This is a genomic window from Gemmatimonadota bacterium (assembly GCA_009838845.1).
Lineage (GTDB): Bacteria > Latescibacterota > UBA2968 > UBA2968 > UBA2968 > VXRD01.
Genome location: VXRD01000170.1, coordinates 1 through 24,509, shown reverse-complemented (window position 1 = coordinate 24,509; position 24,509 = coordinate 1). Strand labels below are relative to the sequence as shown.

The 24,509-nt window shown below is 54.2% G+C and carries 16 protein-coding genes and 1 tRNA gene; 6 read left to right on the top strand and 11 right to left on the bottom strand.

Annotated elements, in window-relative coordinates; translation table 11 throughout:
- Nucleotides 1-30 precede the first annotated feature (30 nt).
- The 6 genes from F4Y39_24065 to F4Y39_24040 form a co-directional block, all read right to left on the bottom strand.
- Nucleotides 31-3,162 (bottom strand): TonB-dependent receptor, encoded by a 3,132-nt coding sequence (locus F4Y39_24065; protein MYC16814.1) that lies wholly within the window; start codon nucleotides 3,160-3,162, stop codon nucleotides 31-33.
- Nucleotides 3,163-3,192: 30 nt separating this feature from the next.
- Complete coding sequence (locus F4Y39_24060) at nucleotides 3,193-3,888, bottom strand: porin family protein (GenBank protein ID MYC16813.1); 696 nt, start codon at nucleotides 3,886-3,888, stop codon at nucleotides 3,193-3,195.
- 49 nt (nucleotides 3,889-3,937) lie between these two features.
- Nucleotides 3,938-5,056: a Gfo/Idh/MocA family oxidoreductase gene (locus F4Y39_24055; GenBank protein ID MYC16812.1), complete on the bottom strand. Its 1,119-nt coding sequence runs from the start codon at nucleotides 5,054-5,056 to the stop codon at nucleotides 3,938-3,940.
- 349 nt (nucleotides 5,057-5,405) lie between these two features.
- Complete coding sequence (locus F4Y39_24050) at nucleotides 5,406-6,206, bottom strand: FadR family transcriptional regulator (GenBank protein ID MYC16811.1); 801 nt, start codon at nucleotides 6,204-6,206, stop codon at nucleotides 5,406-5,408.
- Between the two features lie 118 nt (nucleotides 6,207-6,324).
- Nucleotides 6,325-8,109, bottom strand: a complete 1,785-nt coding sequence (locus F4Y39_24045) for a CocE/NonD family hydrolase (protein ID MYC16810.1) — start codon at nucleotides 8,107-8,109, stop codon at nucleotides 6,325-6,327.
- A complete protein-coding gene (locus tag F4Y39_24040; GenBank protein ID MYC16809.1) occupies nucleotides 8,033-10,561 on the bottom strand; it encodes a GWxTD domain-containing protein in 2,529 nt (842 codons plus the stop codon). Before F4Y39_24040 ends, F4Y39_24045 begins: the two co-directional genes overlap by 77 nt.
- Nucleotides 10,562-10,886: 325 nt before the next feature.
- Here F4Y39_24040 and F4Y39_24035 point away from each other — a divergent pair, with 325 nt between their 5' ends.
- Both F4Y39_24035 and F4Y39_24030 read left to right on the top strand, forming a co-directional pair.
- Complete coding sequence (locus tag F4Y39_24035) at nucleotides 10,887-12,077, top strand: exo-alpha-sialidase (GenBank protein MYC16808.1); 1,191 nt, start codon at nucleotides 10,887-10,889, stop codon at nucleotides 12,075-12,077.
- Between the two features lie 86 nt (nucleotides 12,078-12,163).
- Complete coding sequence (locus F4Y39_24030) at nucleotides 12,164-14,245, top strand: ABC transporter substrate-binding protein (GenBank protein ID MYC16807.1); 2,082 nt, start codon at nucleotides 12,164-12,166, stop codon at nucleotides 14,243-14,245.
- Between the two features lie 14 nt (nucleotides 14,246-14,259).
- Here F4Y39_24030 and F4Y39_24025 read toward each other — a convergent pair whose 3' ends face one another.
- The 5 genes from F4Y39_24025 to F4Y39_24005 form a co-directional block, all read right to left on the bottom strand.
- A complete protein-coding gene (locus F4Y39_24025; GenBank protein ID MYC16806.1) occupies nucleotides 14,260-16,032 on the bottom strand; it encodes a redoxin domain-containing protein in 1,773 nt (590 codons plus the stop codon).
- 11 nt (nucleotides 16,033-16,043) lie between these two features.
- Nucleotides 16,044-16,946 (bottom strand): ParB/RepB/Spo0J family partition protein, encoded by a 903-nt coding sequence (locus F4Y39_24020; GenBank protein MYC16805.1) that lies wholly within the window; start codon nucleotides 16,944-16,946, stop codon nucleotides 16,044-16,046.
- A complete protein-coding gene (locus F4Y39_24015) occupies nucleotides 16,939-17,700 on the bottom strand; it encodes a ParA family protein (GenBank protein ID MYC16804.1) in 762 nt (253 codons plus the stop codon). The genes F4Y39_24020 and F4Y39_24015 overlap by 8 nt, the downstream gene beginning before the upstream one ends.
- Nucleotides 17,701-17,881: 181 nt before the next feature.
- A complete protein-coding gene (locus F4Y39_24010) occupies nucleotides 17,882-20,527 on the bottom strand; it encodes a pyruvate, phosphate dikinase (protein MYC16803.1) in 2,646 nt (881 codons plus the stop codon).
- A 136-nt stretch (nucleotides 20,528-20,663) separates the two neighbouring features.
- Nucleotides 20,664-21,902, bottom strand: coding sequence for an HlyD family efflux transporter periplasmic adaptor subunit (locus F4Y39_24005; GenBank protein ID MYC16802.1), 1,239 nt, complete (start codon nucleotides 21,900-21,902; stop codon nucleotides 20,664-20,666).
- Between the two features lie 77 nt (nucleotides 21,903-21,979).
- On the opposite strand from F4Y39_24005, the gene F4Y39_24000 reads away from it, so the two are divergent.
- From F4Y39_24000 to F4Y39_23985, 4 genes are all read left to right on the top strand, one after another.
- Nucleotides 21,980-22,052 (top strand) — tRNA-Lys (locus F4Y39_24000).
- A 211-nt stretch (nucleotides 22,053-22,263) separates the two neighbouring features.
- Nucleotides 22,264-23,010 carry a phosphoadenylyl-sulfate reductase gene (locus F4Y39_23995; protein MYC16801.1) on the top strand — a complete coding sequence of 249 codons (747 nt, stop codon included), beginning with the start codon at nucleotides 22,264-22,266 and terminating at the stop codon, nucleotides 23,008-23,010.
- Nucleotides 23,011-23,120: 110 nt separating this feature from the next.
- A complete protein-coding gene (locus F4Y39_23990; GenBank protein MYC16800.1) occupies nucleotides 23,121-24,065 on the top strand; it encodes a cysteine synthase in 945 nt (314 codons plus the stop codon).
- A partial coding sequence (locus F4Y39_23985; GenBank protein MYC16799.1) for a M67 family metallopeptidase occupies nucleotides 24,041-24,509 on the top strand: 469 nt, incomplete at its 3' end. The genes F4Y39_23990 and F4Y39_23985, both read left to right, overlap by 25 nt.

The window sequence follows — 24,509 nt, the reverse complement described above, 5'->3', positions numbered from 1 at the left end:
CCAAGCTCTGATAAAAACAGGGTTGACCTGTCAAAAGGACACCATCACTCCCAGCTCGATCTCTCTTGGAAACCCGGCATATCGGTTCAGTTCTCCGGTATCACCGAACTGTTTGTACGTGCCGCTGTCGGGCCTTGGCCGATCCAGACCGTTTTTCCACCAGTCCTCAGCCGGCCTGGGCTGTAGATCGCGCTGGTTAAACAGGTTCCTGACGTTGAAATAGAATGTAGAGCGCACCTGGTTGCGGATCTGGAACCGCTTCACAAAGGCCAGGTCGGTCCGGGTATGCATAGGTCCGAACCACCACTTCGGTGGCTCGCCAGGCAGTGCGAACCGCCTGGCCCTCCCCTCCTGCATCCGATAGACCATCGTGACGCTGATGTCGCCCCACACCGGTCCATAGTCGGTCGGCGAGTGATACACAAACACCACCGATCCGAAACCCGGCCGTTCGGTCCCAAAAGTCCCCTGTGCTGTGTTCCGTCCCCGGGGGTTTACGTTAAACTGTTTGTAGGACCACATGCCTGGCCAATCCTCCATTTCTTTGATCTCGGTTTCCTTGAGCGGGTCGTAGTCCGCCGCGGTGCCATTCTGGATGGCCCGGAGCCGTTCGTTGGCCCGATGGCCGAATTCCTGGATCTCCTCGGCGGTCAGCAGCACCGGTACTTCCGCTCCGGAATCGCTGCTGTTCACCTGCCCGTCGCCGTTGGTGTCCCGGGAGTGCGTCACATAGTAGTTGGATCCGGTGGCGACCCAGTTCGAGTCGGGCACAAAGTAGGTCCGCCACCACCCGGACTGGCGTGCGGCAGACACCCACTGCTTATTGTACGAAACCAGGAATGAGAACCCGTGGCTGAGATTCTTCCTCAGCGACAGTTCGATGCCCCGGACGTCCTCATAGGAGTTGTTCCTCCAGTCAGCGCCACCGCGCTGGGGAGCCTGCTTCTGCGGGTCCCACCAGTAGCTATTGCCGTAGAAGAACTGATCCGTCCCACTCTTGTAGAAGACCGTCAGAGAACTGATGTAGTCCCCGACAAAGTTCCAGTCGGTCCCGACCTCGAAGCTGGTGGTCGTTTCATACTTAATGTGGTTCCAGAATCCGGACCAGTCCCGCGAGTCCGACTGGTTCCCGACCTCTGTCGGGTCGATCTGTCCGTTGTTGTTGAAATCCGCTGCCCGTGCTCGACTGACCCATCCGTATTGAGCGATGTACCATGTGGAGGGCAACTGGCGGAACACTCCGAAAGAGTAGCGGATCGTAGCTCTGTCGGTGATCGGGTGTGAGACCCCAACCCGGGGACTCCAGGCCTGCAGGGCCTCGGCATCCACCAGAGGGATGAGCTGTTGGCGCGTCCACGATTTGGTCATCGGCGCCATCGACCAGAGTCCGTGTTCGCCCTGAGGCACCTGGGTGCCCCAATCCAGTCGGTCATAGCGAGCACCCACGTTCAGGACCAGCCCGTGAAACTCCATCTTGTCCTGGATATACCAGGACGACTGGATGGGTTCCCACGGCGTATCCCTCGTATATGGCTTCCCGGCTACGCGCAGGGCGAAACTCGTCATACTTCGCCAGCGTTCCCATACGGTCAGCACTTTGTCGAACGCGGCCTCGAACCCGCTCTTGACGAAGTGACCCTTTGTGATCTGGCTGGAGAAATCGAGCTTGAAGTTGACCCGTTCTCGCTTCGTAAGCTGATACTCGGTTCTCGTCGAAGGGGCAGCCGTGAAGTAGCCGTCCGCGTCCCGGCGAATGTCCTCGGTAAGGCCTTCTCCGTATTGATCTACCGGTACGTTGGTGGTGTCCTGGTTATCTCGGAAAAAGGAAAGCTTTGCCTCGTAAAATGTCTTGGGCGTCAGGATGTGGGTCAGCGATACATAGGCCAGGTCGTTTTTATACTTGACCTGCCCGGCCCCACTCCCCTCAGGGAGAAAGATGTCGCGGCCCAACTGCCTTCTGGCACCTGAGCCTCCCCAGTAGCTTCCTGAACGGCCGTATATGCCCCCCACGCCCACCTTGAACTTTGAGCGTGCGATCCCGGTTAGTTTGTAGGAGGTCTCGATGTTGCCAGGAGAGGCAATCCAACCCGATTTTCGGTCTGGGTAGAGGTAGAAGCCGCGCTGTTTGCCCTCTGGAAATATCGCCGCCAACCCCCGATACCTGGCCGAGGTAAAAAAGGAAGCATTTTCGATCACTGGTCCGGACAGAGTCCCCTCTATGCGGTGGCCGATCACGCCGGTGTAATCGATCCGCTCGTGCACCCTCCGTCCGGTCACCGGGTCGGTTTCGCCCGTCCAGTTCGAATTGTTCCACTTCATCTTATCTTGATAATAGGGGCTGTCATAGACATTGCTGCCCCAGTGCTTTTTCCCGGCCGGATTCAACAGGTAATCCAGGCTGCCGTGGAAGTCCCTGCTCCCTTCTTTTGTCACAATGTTGACAACACCCGCCTGGGCGTTGCCGAACTCGGCCTCCATCCCGCCTGTAACCACGGCGAGTTCCTGAACAGCACTGGAGTTGACGCTCTGAAAATTTCGGCTGGCGTGCGACCGCCGCTCTACATTGACTGCAGACATGGGTACTCCATCGACGTAGTAAACCACGTCACTGCTCCCAGAGCCAGATGACGACGTGTCTCCACCCCGGATCGACGTGTCTCCGTCCAGACCGACCCCGGCCAGGAGTTCAAGCACCTGTTCGGTGTCCTTGACGATGGGAGCGACCTCCTCGACGTTGGAGTTGTCCAGGATGTATTTGGTGGTTGTCCTGTCCGGCTCCACTGGGGGCCGCTCAGCAACGACCACGATTGCGGTCATCTCCAGGGCGGTCTCCTTCAGGGTAAAATCTACAGTCGTGGTAAAATCAGCGATGGCCTGGACGTCCGTCTTGGAAATCTGATCGTAGCCGATCATGGACGCTGTCAGCGTGTAGGTCCCCGGATTCACCAGTAAGATCAAGTAGTCCCCATCTGGCCCTGTGGTGGTACCCTGTGAGGTGCCCTCGATGATCACATTTGCCCCGGGCAACGCCTGGCCGTTGCTGTCAACGATCTGACCTTTAATCTTTCCTGTGGTTCCGGCAACCACCTGCTCGGAGGTCGCCGAGAACAGCAGCAGAAAGGCGAGCAACCCTACAATCCAGAAAACACGATCACTCTTCATATTCTTCTCCTTTTATTAACAGGTTGCGGATCACATATAAAACTTCACTCCAGCCCCGATGTCGAACAAGTGAAACGGATGGGTCTTTTTCACACCCCAGTTCAGGAAGGGCCTGAGTTCCCCAACGATCACATTGTAACTCACACGCAGGTCCAGGGCAGCCTTCGGTCCCAGGAAGATCTGCATCCCAGCCCCTCCGCTTACACCCAGCGCTGTCCGCGTATCGTCGATCGCCTCCAGGAGCAGGGTCTGATCCAGCGTAGCTCCCCCTTGTTCGGGAAAGATGAGCCCGCTCACCTTAGAATGGTAGTTGTGGAATCCGGCTCCAACGGTAAGATAGGGAACGCTTCCTTCGCCTTCGAACTTCTTATTCTTCAGGGCAAAAAGCCAGTTGACCGTCAGGCTGTTAAAGGTCATATCGGACTTGGCCTGTGGACTTGTGTAGTCCCTTCCATCCTTGAACCGAAACGTCCGCTCTTCGAGACTGCCGCCCGCAAACTTCGAGTAATAGTACTCTACTTCCACGATCCGTGCCGGACTGGTTACAAAGTGCGCAGCAGCCCCAAGCTTGAATCCCTCGGTGTACATATCCCTGAAGTTAAACAGCGGCGAATAAAGCTCGGCGAATACGCCGAACCCCCCTCTGTGGCCCTCTTCCTGAGCCACAGCAAAAGCCGTGGGCGACAACACCCACAAAAGAATCCATAAACCCATGATCCTTCTCATAAACGCCTCCTTGAAGATACGCAGTCATTTTTCGATCAACTCACCCGTCTCAGATGATCTCCCTTTCCGGACCGAGCCGATTGTAAAACTGGGGGATATAGACCTTCCGGCCCCCCTCGTTGATCGAGATTAGCGAACTGATTGCCGCAGCGCAGCTCTTTGCCGCTTCGTAAACGTTGATAAATGGCAGCCTATCGTCTAAAATCGCATCTACGAAGTCGCGGCAGTTGTGGTACGTACCACCGCCGTGACCGGTTCTTTTGGCAACCTCGGCATCCAGTTCGAGCCCCACCAACTCCAGAGGCTCAATCTCTCCGGGAAGCCCGCCTTCCTCCTGTGCATGTGCAATACCGAGTACTCCATTACGCCGATCTCCCTCAACGGCCGCCCTGGTGCCGTATAGCGACTTGTAGAGGTTGCAGCCGGGCCAGGCCATCGCCTTGCAACAGGCAATCTTTACCGTCACCCCACCGGTCGTCCTGAAAATTGCTGTCTCCCAGTCGTTGACTGTCCGATATGGCGAGTAAATGCGGTTTCCCAACCCGACCACCTCGGTGAAATCCTGCCCGATGATCCAACGGATGTCGTCGATCGCGTGAATGCCGCCGCCGGAAGAGATGCTCTCCTGCGTCGTTGTACCGAACCCGTCCCGCCAGGTCTTTTTCCCATCTCTTACAAACAGGTACACCAGGCTGTGTGTATATTCAGACTCGGCGTAGCATACCTCGCCGATTGTGCCATCTTTCACCAGCCGCCTCAGGGTGATCGTGCGTGGATCCCACCGGCTATTCTGCTCCATGGCCAGCTTCAGGCCTGTTCGTTCTACCGCCTTGACGATTTCCATGCACTGGTGCAGCTTGTCGGCATTCTCCACCATCGGAATGGTCGTCAGGATGTGCTTTCCCGCCTCCAGGGCCGCCAGACACTCATCTCCGTGGCGAAATCCCGGCGTGCCCGTGCATATGAAGTCCACGTCCTGGTCGGCCAGCAGGTCCCCGTAGTCTGTATAGACTCTGGGCACCCCGTATTCCCTGGCGAACTGGTTCGCCTTTTCCTCGTCTATATCGCACACCGCAGCGACATCCACTTCGTCGATGTAGTCGTGGAATGTCCTCAGGTGCGACTCCCCGAATCCAAGCCCCACGATCCCGGCCTTCAAGGTAGCCATCGATACCCTCCGACAGATAACAATCCTAAGTCACGCAAATGGAAACATTGCAACAAATGAGCCCCAGGCAATACGATTCCTTTCTAAAATGCACCAACCGTTCTACTCCATATTTAGTTAAGTTTCGCTAATCCTCACACTTAGTTAAGTTTCGCTAATTTCTACTTGACATAAAAATCTATCTTTCTGATATTGAAAGGCGCAATGAGAGAAATTATAATATTTTCTCACATTGCTCTGGCCATTAGCTCCTCCGCGCAAGGTTGGTAGCTAATGGCTTTTTTTATGCGCCTTGCGAATAATACGCTTCAACTCTTTTCTCTTATACCCGATTTCAGATCGACTGGACTTACTGCGTGCGCTTTACCCATTGCCTCATGCCGGTGTCGAAGTGATCCCACACTGCCTGCCGCATCCCGTTTGGATCACGCGCCTTCAGAGCGAGGAAGATCCGCTCGTGGTTCTGGAAGTGTTCCAGGTCAATGCTCTCCCAGTCCCACCACTCGCGGTGCGCCGTAACGAAAAATTCACTCAGTACTCGTCCAAGAGCCTGAGTCGCCTGGTTCCCCGTTGCTTCGTAGGTCGCAAAGTGAAACGCCCAGTCGTGCGTGTAAAACTCGACAGGACGTTCTAACGCCTCCCGCATCGCTTCCAGGTGTTGCCCCATCACTTCCAGCTGATCTTCAGTTACGCGCTCTATTACCATCTCCACAATTCCAATATCCACCGCCCGCCGCAATTCGTACATCTCTATAATCGTCTTTTTATTTATGGATGGAACAAAGCTCAGATACTTAAACAAAGCCTGAGGATCGAACTCTTTGACACTGATCCCATGCTTGGGACGAGCTTCCAGAACGCCTATTGCCTCTAAGATCTTGACCGCTTCTCGAACGGAGGCACGACTCACACCAAACGCTTCTGCCATCTCTCGCTCTGTGGCCAACCTGTCTCCGGGCATCAATCCATTCTGCAAAATATGGTTCTTGATTGCACCGATGATCCTCTTACTCAGATTTTCTTTTTCAATGCTATTAAACAAATTCCATTCTCCCGGCCTTTCATTGTACAGATATTGGTTTACAAAACCAGCCATATCATTATATGGTATAATGGTCAGACCATTAGTAAAAATAATACACTTATTCATATCATCTGTCAAGGATTTTTTGATTCATATAGGCTTCGGGATGAAATGTTTGAGGAGAAGGTATAAACAGTTGACCTCTTGTGAATTGGTGAACCTTACTCTTTGGAAAGGTCTGGCATCAGGTTGCCGGAATGACGGGAAATACGATGTGAGACGGATACTGTCTCGAGTGATGTACGGTCTGACGAGCCGGGCGCATCTCTGTATCGGTGCCGAATTCGTGGCCGGTATTTGGGTTGCGGTCAAAGCGCGGAAAGTTGGACGACGAAATTTCGACACGGATGCAGTGGCCTTTCCGAAACACGTTGCCGGTGACACTGAGGTCGATTTCGTATTCGTAGATCTGGTTGGGTTCGAGCAGGGTTGGGTTGGTAAGGCTTTCGCGGTAGCGAGCACGCAAGATGCCGTCGCAGAGGTTTTTGGCGTAACCCGTGGGGGAGACATCTACCAGCTTGGCCGTCCAGTCGGTGTCCGGGCTGTCGGTGGCGGCGTAGAGCACGGCTTTGATTGGTCCGGTGACTTCCAGGTCGGCTTCCAGGGGAGCCGAGGTGTAACAGAGCACATCGCTGCGCATCTCGACCGGGCGCTGATCATAGGGCCCCCAGGGCACGATGTGGGGCGAGCAGCAGTTGTTGCCACCCAGGGTCTGGACGGGGTACCGAGGGTCGTAGATGAAGTGGTCCGAAGTCTCTCCTTCTGGGAGGGTGGGAGACAGGCTCCCGTCGCCGAGCAGGGTGTTGGCAGTGCCGCGGGAATGGAGATACCATTTCTGCCACCGGGTGCGCGCCAGGGGCCATTCGTTTTCATTGCGCCATTCGTTGGTGCCCATGATGAAGATACGCAGAGGCGGTTCATCTACGATGCCGTTGTCGATGCCTTTGAGCCAGTAGTCGAACCAGCGCAGTTCCAGAGCCTCTAAGTCCACCATTGAGTGGTCGCCGAAGTCGATGTCGCCTGTTCGGGGAGAGGCGCTCAAGACGTGGGGCCACGGCCCGACGATGAGCTTACTTTGCCGGGCTTCGGGGGTGCGGCCGTGATGCCGCAGACCGTTGAAGTTGGTGAAGGTGTTTGCGGCGTAAAGGTCATACCAGCCACCCATGTTGAATGCGGGGACAGCGATGTCACCCCACCGTTTTTCGTCATTGATTTCGTCCCAGTAATCGTCGTAGGCGGCGTGTTGAATCCAGTCTTTCCAGAAGCCGAGGTTGCGCCCGGCCTGTTCGTCCATTTCTATGAGGGGGAGATAACGAAAGGCTTCAGTCCAGTTGTGGTATTCGATGCTCTGGGCAGTGCGAGCGGTGGTGCGCATGCCCCAGGTCATGAGGACGTTGAGCTGAAGGGCACCACCGGGATAGACCAGCCCGCTGAAGTAGTCACAGCAGATGACGCGAGGGGCAAGGCAGGTGAGATACTGGCTTCTGTGCGGTGCGCTTTGCCACTGGACCAGGCCCAGGTATGAAGCACCGGACATACCAATTTTGCCGTTGCTCCATTCCTGGCGACCGATCCATTCCTGGGTGTCGTAGCCATCTTTGTCTTCCCGGAAAGGGTAGTCGTTGCCCTCCGAGTCCCAGCGACCGCGACAGTCCTGCATCACACAGGCGTAGCCGCAGTTGGCCAGTTGCCGGGCTTTTTCGATCATGATATCGGTGTTGTTGCTGTAGGGGGTACGCATCAAGACAGTGGGGAATTTTCCCGCGGCTCTGGGGAGGTAGATATCAGCGGATAGATTAACTCTGTCCCGCATCGGGACTTTTACGTCCAGTTGCATATCTACGTCGTAATTGGGTTCCATGGGGGCTCCTTCTGACATGTATCCTTTATTACTAATGTTCGTTCGAGACACGCTTGTTTTTCGACCGTCTTCCATAGTGGAAGCCGATCTCGCGTGTGGCCGTCTCACCACTCACCAGGTCCGTGATTGTCACTTCCAGGACGTTGATACCGGGTTTGGTCTTGCTCAAATCCAGCTCTACATACTCATTTTCACTCGATTCCGATCCGACCTGCTCGTAGGTCACTGAGACCTGAGGTTTCTTGCTCCTGAGGAGGGATCGGAACCCAGAGGCAACCATTCCGACAATCCCCACCGAACCTTCGGGGCTGAACCGAACCAGATATTGCACCTTGTAGCGGGTCTGACCAAAAGCGTCTTTATTCAGGTTGTAGATCTCGAAATAGGCATAGACCTTCTGATCCGATTTGTAGGCACGGGAGGGCATCGGCACCACCCAGATATTGCCCTTCCGAAATCTGTTGTTCGATCCTTTATCGCCGATGGCGGAAGCGAGCTCAATGTCGCTCATCTGGAGCGTCATCGACCGGTAGTCCTCAATCTCCAGCGACTGTTTATAGACCCCGACGTGTCCTGCGATCAGGTCCTTGAGGTGAACCTGAAGTTCGTATTTTCCCGGTGGCACCTGGACCTGAAGCACATCGGGGACAAACGTCCCTTTCGCCCAGTCGGCTTCTCCGGTATTTCGATAGGAAAACGTATCTGTCGTTCGATAGATGTTGGTGTGGCCTTCGTCCGCCAGAGCCAGTGCGGCCTGCACATGGATCATCGAACCCGTGTCCTTTTCGACGAATTCTAATTGTTTGGGTGAAATGCCGTAATAGACTTCGAGCGTGGTCTGCCCATCGGGGCCTCGGAAGTCGGCCAGGTCGTAGTAGAAGTGGAGAGCAGAGCCTCGGAGGCTGGGACGGTAATAGTCCGGGGTTGCGACAACAGTCCTTTCAAAGACGAGTTTGGGCGCATATTCGAGCATTCGCGCCGTGTATTTCAACTGTCTTTGCCCGGCAGGTATCGGGGGAATCGGGGCAAAGTCGTAGGTGCGGTTGCCCAGTTCGTCGGTAAAGGTAAACTCGATGCCGTTCTGGATCTGTGTATAAGTCCAGGTCTCCCAGGGAACTGTATTGACCTCGTTGTCGATCGTGAGGGGCGTATAGCCCTGGAAATTGAGCCGAGTCTTTATATCCAGGATATCATCGGAAAGGCTCCCGAGTTCATCTTCTTGTGGAGTGGGAATATTCTGCAACATAAGGCGATCCAGGTCCGAATCCGTCGATCCCGAAAGCGCTTCAACATTCTCATCATCCAGGATGGGATCTCCAACGGCTGTCCCTTCAGCCATCTGACGAGGGTCAACGGTGATGTCATCGGACAGAGCGTCACGGCGCGTCCGGACCGGGAAGACCGGTCCGGTAAAAGTCAAATAGTTGGCCTCGGGTCCATACATATCCACCGCCATCCGGGTGCGCACGGCCTCAACTTCGGCATTCACACTGAGTTGCCTCAGGTCGGACCGCGACCTGAAGTCGGGCTCCCCATAGCGGATATAGACCTCTCCCCGCCGGTCCCAGGGATGGGGTCCCGCAGCGAAGAAGGTGCGGGCATACCACACCCGGCGGTAGTGCTCGATGATACGCTCGTTGATAGGGGTCAGGATATCGGAATCCCGACGCATCCAGAACTGCTCCAGATAGGCCTGGCGCTTCGCTGCTTCAGCGATAGCCCGATAATCGTCGAGTTCTTTCCTGGAGGCCACGAGTGAGATATCCGTATAGATCTGGCGTTCCCCTTCGTTCAGGTTCTGTAGATAGCGTTCGAAGTACTCCAGGGCTGATTCGAAGCGCTCATGGAAGAAATAGCCCTGGGCCACCAGGGGCAGGAGCCGGAACTCCTGGGGATTGGCCTCAAGGTAAGGGATGAGGTAGGTGTTAATCTTGTCATATTGCCTGGCCCGCACGCAGGAAAGCCCGAATGCGTAGAGGCCATCCGGGTCATTGGACTCCAGTTTAACGTATTTTAAATAGTATCCAATCGCCTTTTGGTGATCCCCCCGAAAGTGTTCGTAGGCCTCTCCGAGAAGCAAGTAGGCCGGGGCGTAAGCTGAATCGATCTTGGCCGCCCGCTTACCCTCACCCACAGCACGTCGGAAATTGTAGAAGGCCGCCAGTCCTTTGCCAGGCATCTTGACGTGGGTCAGCCCCAAACCCACGCGGGCATTGGGGAGGTTGGGATCGAGTTCCCTGGCCGCTGCGAAGGCATCTTTGGCTACCTCGAAGTCTTCCTTCTTGAGGGCAGCGTAGCCGAGCCGGATCTGAAGGGCGGCGTCTTTCGGGTATGCCTCGGCCAGGCGGGCAAATGTATCAACGGCCTTGCCCAACTCGCTCGCTCGCATCTGTTGCTCTCCCAGGGCGATCATAGAGTCCCGCTTGGCTTTGGAGAGGACTTGTGGTGCCGCCTCGGACGGTAGATCCTGGGCAGAGATGGCAAGTGTGAGGATCCAGATTGACGTCCAGGGGACCCAAAAAGAGAAAGTAAAACGCCGAAATCCGACAGAAACTCCCATTGTACACCTCCACTCTCTACACTGGTGGGATCTTGACTGTGAAGATGGATCCTTTTCCAACTGCCATCATATTTCCAGGGCTTCAGAATAATATAAGGTTTGCTAACAGGGGAAGTCAAGCGGCAGGTACAATCCGGTCTCGTTATATTGCTGTGTCCACGTGAAGTCCTGGATAAAAAAACTCCTTTTGAAATTTTTTAAAAAAAGCTAACTTAAACCAAAGACTGTCAGGCCGGGTTTCCCAGGTACACTCTTGACGCGAAATCTATTCAGTTGGAGACGAGGCCCACCATATAAGTAATCGTTTAACTGGACATTAGTGAATATGCAGAAGCTCACTGTTTCACGAGATGACGAAGTCTATGAGGCTTTTGCCGACATTGCCCGGACGCTGGATGGCATCCTCGTCTGCACTTACCGCGAGAGCATGGCTCATGGCCCCTGGCCCTTCTCGCGGATCGTAGTGCGCCACAGCGAGGACGGTGGCTACACCTGGCAGCCCAGGCAAGTAGTCATTGAGAAGGATGGCGAGAAGGGGGAAGGGCGACTGAACTGTTCCCGCATTACAGTCTGCCGGGATGGAACCCTGTTGCTGATCGTAGATTTCTACGCGCCCGGTCGGGATCGGTTGGTGAATCCGGTTGAGAACCTGCTGTTCTGGAGCAGTGATTCGGGCCGGACATGGGAAGGGCCTGTAGAGACGGGCATCACCGATGGGATCGTGCCTTCCATCAAGGAGCTCTCCAACGGCAATCTGCTCGTCGGTGTGACCCGCCAGCGTTCTACGGACGGGAGGCTCTCCGGCTTGAAGGAAGAGCAGACAATCTATCGTTCCGGCGACGGTGGTCGAACCTGGGAGGGACCCTCAGTAGTTCCAGCTCCGCCTTACCTGCGGCTAAACGAAGGCGATTTTGCCGAACTGGACGATGGCACGGTGGTCTGCTATATGCGTGAAGATGGGGAGCGGTTCACGGGTTGGAAGAGTACTTCGGACGACGGTGGTCGCACATGGTCTGAAGCCTTTCGCAGCCAGATGCACTCCTGCCTGGGCCGTCCATCGGTCGGCCGGGTTCGGTCTGGCGAGATCGTAGTCACCTACCGCTTCTGCTCTGCTGTATCCACCAGCCTGGCCCTGTATGTAGAGACTACCGCCGAGGCGGTTCGCCGAGACGATCCGAACCCGAATGATTACGCGACCGACTATCGCCAGGCCAGGTTCGCCTTTCTGGACAATGACCGCAGCCTTCATCCCGATAGCGGCTATTCCGGGTGGGTGCAACTCCCCAGCGGCGATCTGTACGTGGTCAATTACATTACCGATGACGCCCCCCGAGCTTTTATTCGGGGCTACATTGTCTCTCGCCATGATTGGTTTTTGTTTCCGGAAGGCGCTGTGCCGTGGCTGCACCCATCATCCACCCAGCCCTATGTGGAGCTGTCCGCCGAGTGGACCCGGAAGCAGCATGAGCGCAACCGGACGGAGGACTGGTCGCGCTATGTGCCCACACAGAAGTAAGGAATATTAGCACTCGATTTGCCATTGTCTATGTTTTGCAATGCAGGTCCCCATCAGTTGCGCTATCTGGCGGGGATTTTCTATACATGTGGTGGAGAATAATGATCCGGAATATTCTACATATAGGAATGGGTGTGGGTGTGGTCTTTTTGGGACTGGTCGCCCTGGTGGAGTTACTGGGGTATGTGACCTGGTACCTGATGCCCAGGGATGCGGAGTCAATGCAACAGGCGTCTGAGTTTGAGGCGATTATGGGCAGGCTGGTGCAAAGTCCTACAGAGGGAGCTATACAGGTTGTGGTGCCAGACCGACATCCTAAGACAGCAAAAGCCGTGCATCGGGTGATGGAATGGCCGGAGAGAAGGGGACGGCAGTTTCGGGAAGCCCCAATGCTTCAAAAGAGGGTGGCGGTGGGTGAGTTGCCACCAGTTGAGGAACGGCTGCCGGAAAATCCGCTGGTGATCGTGCCGCCCCATCAGAATGGGCCTTATGGAGGCACCTGGACGCGGTTTGCAACGGGACCGAGAGATATAGGCATCGTGGAGGCGCGATTTGCTTATGAAGGATTGGTGAGATGGGATCCGATGGGGCAGAAAATTCTTCCCAATCTGGCAACGCACTGGGAGATATCCGATGGGGGACGGACGCACACGTTTTGGTTGCGAAAGGGGGTGCGCTGGTCAGATGGACATCCCTTTACGGTAGAGGATATTTTCTTCTGGCATGAAAATGTGTTGCGTAACGAGGAGTTGACACCGGTGGTGGCGCGGGATTTTCAGCGGGGAGGCGAGGTGATGGCGATAGAGAAAGTCGATGCGTACACGGTGCGTTTTCGCTTCAAGCGACCCAATGGTCTTTTTTTGAAATTGCTGGCGTGGGGGCGCGGATACGAAATGTTGCGGTATCCGGCGCATTATATGGCGCAGTTTCATCCGCGGTATGTGCCGCTGGAGAAATTGGAATCGATGGCGGGGGAACACGGTTTTGATTTCTGGCACCAGCTTTTTCAAGACAAGCGGGACTGGCGGAACCCGGATATTCCCAGGCTGTGGCCGTGGGTTGTCGTGGCGCCGCCACCGGCTCGTCCTTCTGTATTCGAGCGCAATCCCTATTATTGGAAGGTGGATCCAGAGGGGAACCAGCTTCCTTATATTGATCGTATGACTTTTGAGATTTACGACCGCGAGACGATCAATCTCAAAGCGATCAACGGGGAGATTGGGATGCAGGGGCGGCACATTTTGATCGAAAATTATTCATTATTTATGGAGAATCAGTCGCGTGGGGGGTACCGGGTGTTGCACTGGATTACTGGAGGGACCGGGGGAGAGTGCGTTGCACTGAATTTGAACCATAAGGATCCGGTGATGCGTGAAATTATATGGGACCGTCGGTTCCGCATTGCGCTGTCATATGCGATTGATCGGGAGGCGATTAACGAGGTCGGTGGGTTTGGTATCGGTCAGCCCAGACAACCGGCGCCTTTGCGGACATCAGTGCATTATTCAGAGGCTTTTGAAAAAGCATATATCGAATATGAGCCGGATAAGGCCAACTCGCTTTTGGACGATATGGGGCTGGTGGAGAGAGATCGGTCCGGTATGCGATTGCGTCCGGATGGCAAGCCGATCAGAGTGGCAATTGAAACGATGTCGATCAACAATCGGGTGCTGGAATTGGTGGCGAATTATTGGACGGCGGTTGGGGTGAAGACGGAGATCAAAGAGGAAGCCCGACAGCTTTATTACGAGCGAAGAAAGGCATTGATACACGATGCGGCAACTGCGGGGGGTGAGGTTCAGAACCCACTTTTGGAGCCGCGCCTGTTTGTCCCTTATAATGTGGGATCGAGCCATGCGATTGGGTTCACGCATTGGCTTTTGACCAATGGAAAACGGGGGGAGACGCCCACGGGAGATATGCGGCGCTGCATTGAACTGTTCTGGCAGATTGAGGAGACGCCGGACGAGGCCGAACAAATTCGGCTATTTGGAGAGATTATAGAGCTGAATCGGAAAAATCTCTGGGTGATTGGAACAATCGGGAGTATGCCTTCGATTATGCTGGTACACAATACATTTCGGAATGTGCCGGAGGTCGCCATGGCATCGTGGTCAGTTCGCACGCCCGCGAATACGGCGGTTGAGTGTTATGCGATTGAGCCATAGCCCGTACAGGGTGATTACTCTTCCAGTGCCGAAAGTTGAGCGGTTTGTTCAATTTTACCATCGACAATGCCCATGTATCCAATTAGCATTTCGTCAAAACTTTGCTCACCCCAGCGAACCGTTGCGGATGGATCGGGATTGAGTTTGTTTTTTGCCGAGTTGTCAAAGACGGCATGGCTGACTATGCGCGTTCCAGCGGGTAGGTGTTTGGGGGTTGAGAGGGCGTAGAACCGCTGCCAGTTGAACGTGTAATTTGGCACGGAGAGCAGGGTTTCGCGGGTTCCATCGGGAAAATGTGCCACATAGCGGAAGCCCGCGCCCCGGAAGTGCATGTGGGGGAAGAGGGTGTAGAGGGTGGCATCCTGTTCAAAGATTTTTACGGATGAATCGCGATGGGCACTCGCATGCGGTGGGATTTTAATTTTCGGATTGGCGGGACCGACCACGCGGTGTTCGCGCAGGTTTTGTGCGTCGGTGAAATACAACCCGAGTTTGCTTTCATCCACTTCGGGGCGTCCTGTGGTCGTGTAGTGGATTTGAAACTGGATTCTGCTCCCTTTGGGGAGTAGTTGCGCCGTGCCTTTGGGCAGCATGACACCGTCCATGCCCGGTACATAAGAGGCAAAGATGCCGTCTAACCACCGGTTCTTTTTGACGGTTTTCATTTTGTGTCCTTTGGGATAGATCACGCGCGCGAGGGCGTGGTGCATGGCGGCGCGATTTCCCGGCAGAAATTCGGTGCCGCGCACTCGCACATCACGGTCTATGGGCACTGTAATTTTGAGATAGCGATAGTCGATAATGCCGGTTGCGGGGATTTCTTGCCGTTCCAATGCGATGACCAGGTCGGGCTTTCCATAAGCCCAGGTTGTGGCTTGTGTCGGGTTTTCGGATAGGGGGTCTGGGCCATCGCCGCGGGGCGATCCGGCTTCGATCCAGTGAACGAGGGTTTGTTCTTCTTGTTGTGTGAGCGACAGGTCGTTGCTGAATGTGCCTATGTGTGGGTCTGCATGCCAGGGGGGCATGCGGCGTGTGCGCACGACTTCGCGCATCATTGGGGACCAGCCCGCGACTTCTTTGTGATCGGTCATGTCAAAGGGGGCTATGCCGCCGGGTTGGTGACAGGTGACGCATTTGTTTTGCAGAATGGGCGCGATTTCTCTGGCATAAGAGATCTGTTTGTGTTGTGCGCGGTCTTTGCCCGGCAGAGCAATCAGGCAGCCGGGTGATGCGACGGCTTTGACGGCGATTTCTTCATTTTTGAGATGGGCGAGGAGTGCATCGGCGAGATAATGGTTGGATGCACTGGGTTTTTGCGCTTCGTAATTCAGGCGATCGTCGATGGGACCTCGGTAGAGGATGTGCCACGTTTTGGGATCGATGACAAGTGCCTCAGCCGTGCGGTGCAGGTCGAGCGATTCGGCGACGAGTTGCGTTTCGTCAATGAGGATGGGATAGTCGATGGAGAAGGCATTGGCTTCTTCGCGTACGCTTTCGCGGTCGTCTTGCAAATTGGCATTGAGCATTAAAAATTGTACGCCTTTGGGCGCGTATTCATCGCGTATTGCGTTGAGGTCGTGCACAGCATTGCGCACAATAGGGCAACCATTGCCCTGGACGAATAAGACGATGGCAGATGCGTCTGAGTGCTCGTGGAGGGTGTGGAATTCACCGTTCTGGTCATAAAGGCCAAAATCGTCAACGACAATATCCACGGATTGTGGTGTTTCGGGAATGGCAGAACAGCCGATGAAGAGACAGGATAGGATGTACAATAGGTGTTTCATAATATCTCCATTTAAAACTCTCTACTTCGCAACAATTCCAGTACGCGCTCGAGGTCGTCATTGCTGTAAAATTCGATTTCGATTTTGCCTTTGGAGCCTCTGCGGCTGATGTTGACCGCTGTGCCAAAATAACGCTGGAGGTCTTCTTCGAGAAATAGCAAGTTGGGGTCTTTGGGCGGCGTGGATTTTTTGGACGTGGTGTCTTCTTTGAGTGCTTTGACGAGGGCTTCTGTGCGGCGAACCGATAATTCCTGTGCAATAATCCGCTGGCATAAGGCAATTTGTTGTTCCGCGTTGTCAAGGCCCAGCAGTGCGCGGGCGTGACCTGCAGATATCTGCCCGGCTTGGAGTGCGTCAAGGACTTCTGGTGTCAATGCGAGGAGGCGCAAGGTGTTGGCAATGGTCGAGCGGTCTTTGCCCACATGTTCGGCAACTTCTTCCTGTGTTAGAAAACACTCCTCTATGAGCATGCGATAGGCTTTGGCTTCTTCTATGGGGTTGAGATTTTCCCGCTGGATGTTTTCAATTAGCGAGAGTTCCATCATTTCCTGGTCTGTCCCCACATCCATAACAATCGCAGGTACGACCGCGAGTTCGGCCTGACGCGCGGCGCGGAAACGTCGCTCGCCTGCGATCAGTTGATAGCCCGAGCCAAAGCGGCGCACAGAAACAGGCTGTATGATGCCTTTTTCGCGGATTGATTGCGCCAGTTCGCCCACGGCTTTGGGATCGAATTCCGTGCGTGGCTGGTGGGGATTGGGTTCAATATCATCAATGGGTATTTCGATGATTTGCCGTTGGGTCTGTCCCGTAGGCGAAGGAGCAATTTCCGATGTTATTTTGTCGGCAGGGGTTGCATCGGCACCGGGAATCAGGGCGCCCAATCCCTTGCCGAGGGCATTGCGTTTAGCCATTGATGACCTCCCCGGCTAAGTTCATGTAATTTTGCGCGCCGGTAGATATAATATCGTAGAGGATGATGGGTTTGCCAAAGCTGGGTGCTTCGCCGAGTTTGACATTGCGAGTGATAATCGTGTTATAGACGCGGTCGCCAAAATGCGATTTGGTTTCTTCGGCAACCTGGCGCGCCAGATTGAGACGTCCGTCGTACATTGTGAGGAGTACGCCTTCAATGGCGAGATGGGGGTTGAGGTGTTGCTGCACGAGGCGCAGGGTGTTGAGCAATTTGCTCAGGCCTTCGAGTGCGTAGTATTCGCATTGTATGGGAATGAGGACGGAGTCGGCTGCCGTCAGTGCATTGAGCGTGAGTAAGCCCAGTGAGGGGGGGCAGTCGATGATGATAAAGTCGTAGGCTTCGCGCGCTTGCAAGAGGGCATTTTTGAGGCGTTGTTCGCGTGAAATGATGGAGACCATTTCAACTTCGGCACCGGTGAGTCGAATGTGAGAGGGCGCAATGCTAAGAAAGGGCAGGTCGCTCTGGTATATGACTTCCATTAAGGGCACATCTTCGAGGAGTACTTCGTACACACAGGGCGTTTGTTCATTTACCTCAATGCCACATCCGCTGGACGCGTTGGCCTGTGGGTCTATGTCGAGTAGCAGGGTTTTCTTTTCAGCAGTAGCCAGACACGCAGATAGGTTGACGGCTGTGGTGGTTTTGCCCACGCCGCCTTTTTGATTGGCTATGGCAATGACCCGTGCAGACATCCAAAACCCCGTAAATTTACATATAAATAAAAATATTCAAGTTCTCGAAATATAGTGTACGCACGGGGGAAAATCAAGCACGGGCGTTTGTGGTGGCAGGATAGCGGACAAAAAACGAGCACCCGCTTCTCAGTTGAAGAAGCGGGTGCTTGTGTGTTTATCCCTATCCAGAAATAGGAGATTAATCTTCCAGTGCAGCGTGGGCGGCTGCGAGGCGGGCGATGGGTACGCGGAAGGGCGAACAGGATACGTAGTCCATGCCGATGTTGTGGCAGAAGTGTACAGAGGATGGATCGCCGCCGTGTTCGCCGCAGATACCCACTTTGAGATCGCCGCGGGCGTCGCGTCCGTTTTTGGTGCCGAGTTCGACGAGTTGCCCCACGCCGGTCTGGTCGAGGGTCTGGAAGGGATCGTTTTCGAGGATGCCCTTTTCGACGTATTCGCCCAGGAATTTGCCGGCGTCATCGCGCGAGTAACCATAGGTCATTTGCGTGAGGTCATTGGTGCCAAACGAGAAAAATTCTGCGTGTTCGGCAATTTCGGCAGCGGTGAGGGCAGCGCGGGGGATTTCGATCATGGTGCCGATGAGATACGCGACGCGCTTGCCGGTTTCACTTTCCACTGCGCGAGCCACGCGGTCTGTCATGATTTTGAGTTCGGTAAATTCTTTGACCGCGCCCACGAGTGGGATCATGATTTCGGGAACGGCTTTGGATCCCACATTGGCGGCGGCTTCGAGGATGGCACGCACCTGCATTTCGTAAATTTCTGGATAGGTGATGCCCAGCCGGCAGCCGCGGTGCCCGAGCATGGGATTAAATTCGTTGAGGGATTCGACCTTGTCCTGAATCACGCGCAATGAGGTATCGAGCCGCCTTGCCATTTCCTCTTGCTGGTCGCTCTCGTGTGGGAGAAACTCGTGCAGGGGGGGATCGAGCAGGCGAACGGTTACGGGCAGCCCTGCCATGGCATTGAAAATGCCTTCAAAGTCGCCGCGCTGGATGGGCAATAGTTTTTCGAGGGCACGACGGCGGCCCTGTTCGTCATCGGCGAGAATCATTTCGCGTACGATATTGATGCGGTCGCCTTCGAAGAACATGTGTTCCGTTCGGCACAGACCAATGCCTTCGGCACCAAACTCGCGTGCAACAGCCGAATCGTGTGGTGTGTCCGCATTGGTGCGCACATTGAGTGTGCGAATCTCGTCGGCCCAGCCCATTAAGGTGGCAAAATCACCCGAAAGTTCGGGTTCCTGTGTGGGGACCTGGCCGAGCATGACTTCGCCCGTAGATCCGTCAATGGAGACCCAGTCGCCACCTTTGACAACGGTATCGCCAACGGAGAATTGATTCGCTGTGTAGTCGATGGCCAGATCGCCACAACCAGCTACACAGCATTTGCCCATACCGCGGGCAACCACAGCGGCGTGTGAGGTCATGCCCCCGCGTGCGGTGAGAATGCCCTGTGCGGCGTTCATGCCGCCGATATCTTCGGGCGAGGTTTCAAGACGCACCAGCAGAACCCGTTCGCCCTGTTCGGCGGCTTCTTCGGCTTCTTCGGCGAGAAAGACGACCTTTCCCGATGCAGCACCCGGTGAAGCGGGCAATCCCGTAGCCAACACACTGCGTTCAACTGAGGGATCGAAAGTGGGGTGCAGGAGTTGGTCGAGTTGTTCGGGTTCCACGCGCTGTATAGCTTCGCTCCGGGTGATCAGTCCTTCGTTAACCATGTCAACGGCAATTTTGACGGCGGCAGCCGCAGTGCGTTTGCCACCTCGGGTTTGCAGCATCCAGAGTTTGCTCTGTTGCACGGTAAATTCGATGTCCTGCATGTCTCGATAGTGCTTTTCGAGGGTTTGATAGATGCCTTCGAGTGTTTGATATGCTTCGGGCTGTCTGCTCTTCAGGCGTTCTACAGGCTCGGGCGTGCGCACGCCTGCAACCACGTCTTCGCCCTGCGCGTTGGTGAGAAATTCGCCGTAAAAGATGTTTTCACCCGTGGAGGGGTCGCGCGTAAATGCAACGCCTGTGGCGCAGTCGTCGCCCATGTTGCCATAGACCATGGACTGTACGTTGACGGCTGTTCCCCAGTCTCCAGGGATATTTTCCAGACGCCGATAGGTGATGGCGCGATCCGCCTGCCATGAGCCAAATACTGCACCAATACCGCCCCAGAGTTGCTCGATGGGGTCGGTGGGAAAATTTTGTCCCGTGCGTGTTTGGACGATGTCTTTGAACATATCGACGAGAGTTTTGAGATCCTCTACGGTCATGTCGAGGTCGTCTTCGATGCCGCGCTTTTCTTTTACTTCCTCAATAGCGGCTTCAAAGGGGTCTATTTCGAGACCCTCAGGAGTCACGCCCATTACCACATCGCCATAGGTTTGGATGAAGCGGCGATAAGAGTCCCATCCAAAACGCGGGTTGTTGCTCCTGGCTATGAGACCTTCTGTGATTTCATCGTTGAGACCGAGGTTGAGCACGGTTTCCATCATGCCGGGCATGGAGACGCGCGCACCCGAGCGCACGGAGAGAAGCAATGGGTTTGTCGCATCTCCGAATTTGCTGCCCATCACATTTTCGAGTTTGGCAACGTTGTCCAGGACCTGTTTTTCAAGGGCGTCGGGATATTGTTTGTCGTTATCGTAATAATACGTGCAAACTTCGGTGGTAATGGTAAATCCAGCGGGCACGGGAATGCCAAGGCCCGACATTTCTGCGAGGTTCGCACCTTTACCACCGAGTAAGTTGCGCATTTCTGCAGAGCCTTCGGCTTTGCCATCGCCAAAGAAATAGACGTATTTTTCTTCTTGTTGTGCTGTTGCCATTGCGTCCTCCAAAGGGGTTCAAATCAGGGCACGACAGTGTGCCCCCGGGATATTTGGGCAGGAAAAAATATAACAGGGCAAAAAAACGAGCAAGGATTTTGTTGGAATTGAGAAGGATAAGGCGGAGATGGGCTGACTACTCATTACTGGAAGTATCAGGCTGTGAGGTATTGATGGTATCGGGCTGTGGAGTATCGATAGTGTCAGACTGTAGGGTATTAATGGTGTCGGGTTGTGGCGTATTGATAGTGTCGGGTTGGAGCGCTTGGAATGATTCAATCGATGATTTTACTTGATTGAACTGAGTATTGCTTTCCCAGCCGAGGATGGTTTGCAAAATGCTGCGCCGCCCCACATAGATACGCAAATCAGCGGTAGATCCAAAACTCAGAGCGATGGGGGTTTGCTTGACTGCGACTTCCAGACCAAAGGTGCGAACATTGCCTTCGATGACGGCATACCCATGAACTTCTGATACTTCACCCTGACCGATAAAACCCTCGCGGTCGGTAAAGAGGTTGCTCAATATTTCAACGGGTTGGCCGGGGCGCACCTTCCACGCACTGGTTTCGGCCATCCAGGCACCGATGACTGTACCTTCGCCTTCTCCTGCGATGATCATGACAACGGCTCCCTGACTGGCCTGCATGCCGGGATAGAGATCCTGGCGGGCCACCACGCCATTGACTGGCGCGCGCAGGGTTGCGCGTTCGAGGGCTTCGTGCGCGGCTTCGAGATTGTGTTTTGCCTTGTCCAGAGATGCTTGGGTTTGGCGCATTGCCGCTTCGGCCTGTTGAATTTCGGCGGGTAGGGGACCGCGTCTCACCAGGTTGAGATTTTCGAGTTCAACTTTTAAGCTGGCTTCAGCCAGGTCGTAATTGGTTTTGGCGCGTTCGTAGTCTTCCTGACTGAAGAGCCGCTGGCCTTCATAGAGAGCTTGTGCGCGTTTGAGGTCCTGTTGCCGGGCTGTGAGGTTAATGCGCGCTTGCTCAACACGCGATTCGGCTATTTTGATTTCTTCGGGGGTTGGCTGTGCGCGCAGCAGGGCAAGCCGCGCCTGTGCGGCTTCGAGGTTGGCCATCTCCCGTTTGATTTCCTGTTCTGCGGTTGCCGCTACCGCTCTTAAATTGCCGTCGTAGAGTCGGGCGACGGGTTGACCGGCTATGACGGAGTCGCCGGGTTCTGCGAGGATTTCGTGGATGTCCTGGCTCATGGGCGAGTTGATAAATATTTTATCTCCTGGTTCTACAATGCCTTGAGCCATCACAACATCGTCAATCTGGATCAGTGCAAGGGCGAGTGCAATGGCACCAATCACACCGAAGACCCAGAGTAGCCATTTGACAATTCTGCCTTTTCGGCGACGGCGCATCATGGGATTATTTTTTTCCTTTTGCTTGACAGATTTTGGCAGAATGGTATATTTTACAATTCTATACCAAAATCCTGGATGGGCGCGTAGCTCAGGCGGTAGAGCAACGGCCTTTTAAGCCGTGGGTCGCAGGTTCGAATCCTGCCGCGCTCACTATTACAAAACGGCCCTGAATCACAATGATTTCAGGGCTTTTTTTGCGCCCCTTGCGAGTAAATATAGTAAATAAATCTATTATATTGTTTTTAAAAGGTCAAGAAAGTTATAAATAAAAATTATGATTTGGGACCGCTATATTGCGAGGTAACTTGACATCACAACGGGTATTAAATATATTGTGAATCAACGAACTCAAGAATAGGAGATGTTTGTGCTTACTCGCGAAAAATTGAATGCGCAGTCCCGGGCATTTGAAACAGCACCTCTGGAAGATATTTTGATCTGGGCATGGGAGACGCTGGGTTCTCGCGTGGCATTTGGTACTGCTTTTGGTGCCAGCGGCATGGTTTTGCTCGATGTGATGCAAAAGGTCGCGCCACAAATTCCCGTATTTACAATTGACACGGGTTTTCTGTTTCCCGAAACTCTGAGTTTGATCGACCGCGTGGAAGCGCGCTATGGGATTGAGATTGAGCGGGTGCATTCTCGTTTGAGTGTTGAAGAGCAAGCGCGTGATTACGGTGATGAACTCTACAAGCGGGATGCCGACCGCTGTTGCTGGTTGCGAAAAGTCGAGCCTTTGCAGCGCAAGTTGTCCCAGTTGAATGGCTGGATTAATAGCCGCCGGCGAGATCAGGGCGATACCCGCAGCCAAATTTCCATTCTGGAATATTATGAGACAGATGGTCGCGCGTTGCTCAAATTGAATCCCATGGCACCGTGGACGCGCAAACAGGTCTGGGATTATATTGTCGAACACGATGTGCCCTATAATCCTTTGATGGATCAGGGCTTTGCCACGATAGGGTGCTGGCCCTGCACCAAAGCTGCGGATGCAGATGCAGACGAACGCGCGGGTCGCTGGGCGGATTCGGATAAGACAGAGTGCGGTATTCACACCTTTTTACAGCCTATTGATGCGGCGGTTAATGCCGTGCCTGTTGAATCTTGACATAATGTCGAAAATAGTATTATTTGGATGTAATCGCGGCCCTCTCGTGGGGTCGTTTTTGGTTTATGAAAAAGCGTGGCTAATTTCATAATAACGGCTAAAGGCCATTTATGCGTAGGAAAAAGCTATCAAAGCGTTCTGGCATCCGACACTCGGTTCTCGATGCGATAGGCAATACGCCGCTTTTGCGTATCCGGGAATTGGGTGACAAGATCGAGCCAGGGGTTGAAATCTGGGCGAAGTTGGAGATGTTTAACCCGGGCGGGTCGGTCAAAGATCGCCCCGCTTTGCAGATGATTGAAGATGCTGAAAAAGCAGGGGTGCTCACACCGGAAAAAGTGATTTTGGATTCGACTTCGGGCAATACGGGTATTGCGTATGCCATGATCGGCGCGGCAAAGGGATATCGCGTCGAGCTGGTTATGCCCGAGAGTGTGAGTATTGAGCGGCGATACGTCATTCAGTCTTATGGATCTGATCTGGTGTTGAGCGATCCTCTCGAAGGCTCAGATGGTGCGATTTTAAAATGTCGAGAAATGCTGGCTTCGAATCCCGATTTGTATTACAAACCCGATCAGTACAATAATCCGTCCAATTCCAGGGCGCATTATTTGCACACGGCACCGGAAATCTGGTCGCAGACACAGGGCAGGGTGACGCATTTTGTGGCGACGTTGGGCACGAGTGGTACTGTAATGGGTACTGGCAGAGGTCTGAAGGCATTTAATCCCGATGTGCAGATTATTGCCGTTGAGCCACCCGAATTTCACGGGATTGAGGGCCTGAAAAATATGGATGTGTCCATTGTGCCAGGCATTTACGATCCATCGGTGTGGGATCAAAAGATACGGATTGAAACAGAAGATGCGTATGATATTGCACGGTGGTTGACGCGAGATATGGGTTTGCTGGTGGGGCAGTCTTGTGGTGCGGCGATGGCCGCTGCTCTGAGAGTTGCCGAGACACTGGATGAAGGGGTCATCGTCACGATGTTTCCCGATAGTGGTGAGAAGTACATGAGTACGCCCCTGTGGCGGCTCGATCCCGCGGGGTAGAGATGTTTGACAAAGCGATTTGGAATGCCATGTTTGTCCACGCACAGCGGGAATACCCGGCTGAGTGTTGTGGTATTGTGACCGAAGATGCTTCGGGTGTGCAGACGATTCATCCGTGTGAGAATATCCAGGATAAATTGCACGCTGCCGATCCCGAAACCCACCCGCGCACTTCCAGGACGGCCTATCGCATGAACGATATGCATGTGATGAAAATTCAATCGGAGGCGGAACAAGCGGGCGGGCGGATTGTCGCGATCTATCATTCTCATATCGATGTGGATGCTTATTTTTCTCAAGAGGATCAAGATGCGGCGACATTTTTTGGTGAGCCAACCTATCCGGGCGTGGTTTATCCCATTATTCCACTAAAAAATCCACGGGTAGCTGTCGGGGGAGCAAAAGAGTTACAATTCCGTGTATGGTGGTCAATATTTGAGGGAT

Coding starts and splice junctions, on each gene's coding strand:
- F4Y39_24065 (MYC16814.1), bottom strand. CDS start 3,162: ATGAAGAGTGATCGTGTTTTCTGGATTGTAGGGTTGCTCGCCTTTCTG.
- F4Y39_24060 (MYC16813.1), bottom strand. CDS start 3,888: ATGAGAAGGATCATGGGTTTATGGATTCTTTTGTGGGTGTTGTCGCCC.
- F4Y39_24055 (MYC16812.1), bottom strand. CDS start 5,056: ATGGCTACCTTGAAGGCCGGGATCGTGGGGCTTGGATTCGGGGAGTCG.
- F4Y39_24050 (MYC16811.1), bottom strand. CDS start 6,206: ATGAATAAGTGTATTATTTTTACTAATGGTCTGACCATTATACCATAT.
- F4Y39_24040 (MYC16809.1), bottom strand. CDS start 10,561: ATGGGAGTTTCTGTCGGATTTCGGCGTTTTACTTTCTCTTTTTGGGTC.
- F4Y39_24035 (MYC16808.1), top strand. CDS start 10,887: ATGCAGAAGCTCACTGTTTCACGAGATGACGAAGTCTATGAGGCTTTT.
- F4Y39_24030 (MYC16807.1), top strand. CDS start 12,164: ATGTGGTGGAGAATAATGATCCGGAATATTCTACATATAGGAATGGGT.
- F4Y39_24025 (MYC16806.1), bottom strand. CDS start 16,032: ATGAAACACCTATTGTACATCCTATCCTGTCTCTTCATCGGCTGTTCT.
- F4Y39_24020 (MYC16805.1), bottom strand. CDS start 16,946: ATGGCTAAACGCAATGCCCTCGGCAAGGGATTGGGCGCCCTGATTCCC.
- F4Y39_24015 (MYC16804.1), bottom strand. CDS start 17,700: ATGTCTGCACGGGTCATTGCCATAGCCAATCAAAAAGGCGGCGTGGGC.
- F4Y39_24010 (MYC16803.1), bottom strand. CDS start 20,527: ATGGCAACAGCACAACAAGAAGAAAAATACGTCTATTTCTTTGGCGAT.
- F4Y39_24005 (MYC16802.1), bottom strand. CDS start 21,902: ATGATGCGCCGTCGCCGAAAAGGCAGAATTGTCAAATGGCTACTCTGG.
- F4Y39_23995 (MYC16801.1), top strand. CDS start 22,264: ATGTTTGTGCTTACTCGCGAAAAATTGAATGCGCAGTCCCGGGCATTT.
- F4Y39_23990 (MYC16800.1), top strand. CDS start 23,121: ATGCGTAGGAAAAAGCTATCAAAGCGTTCTGGCATCCGACACTCGGTT.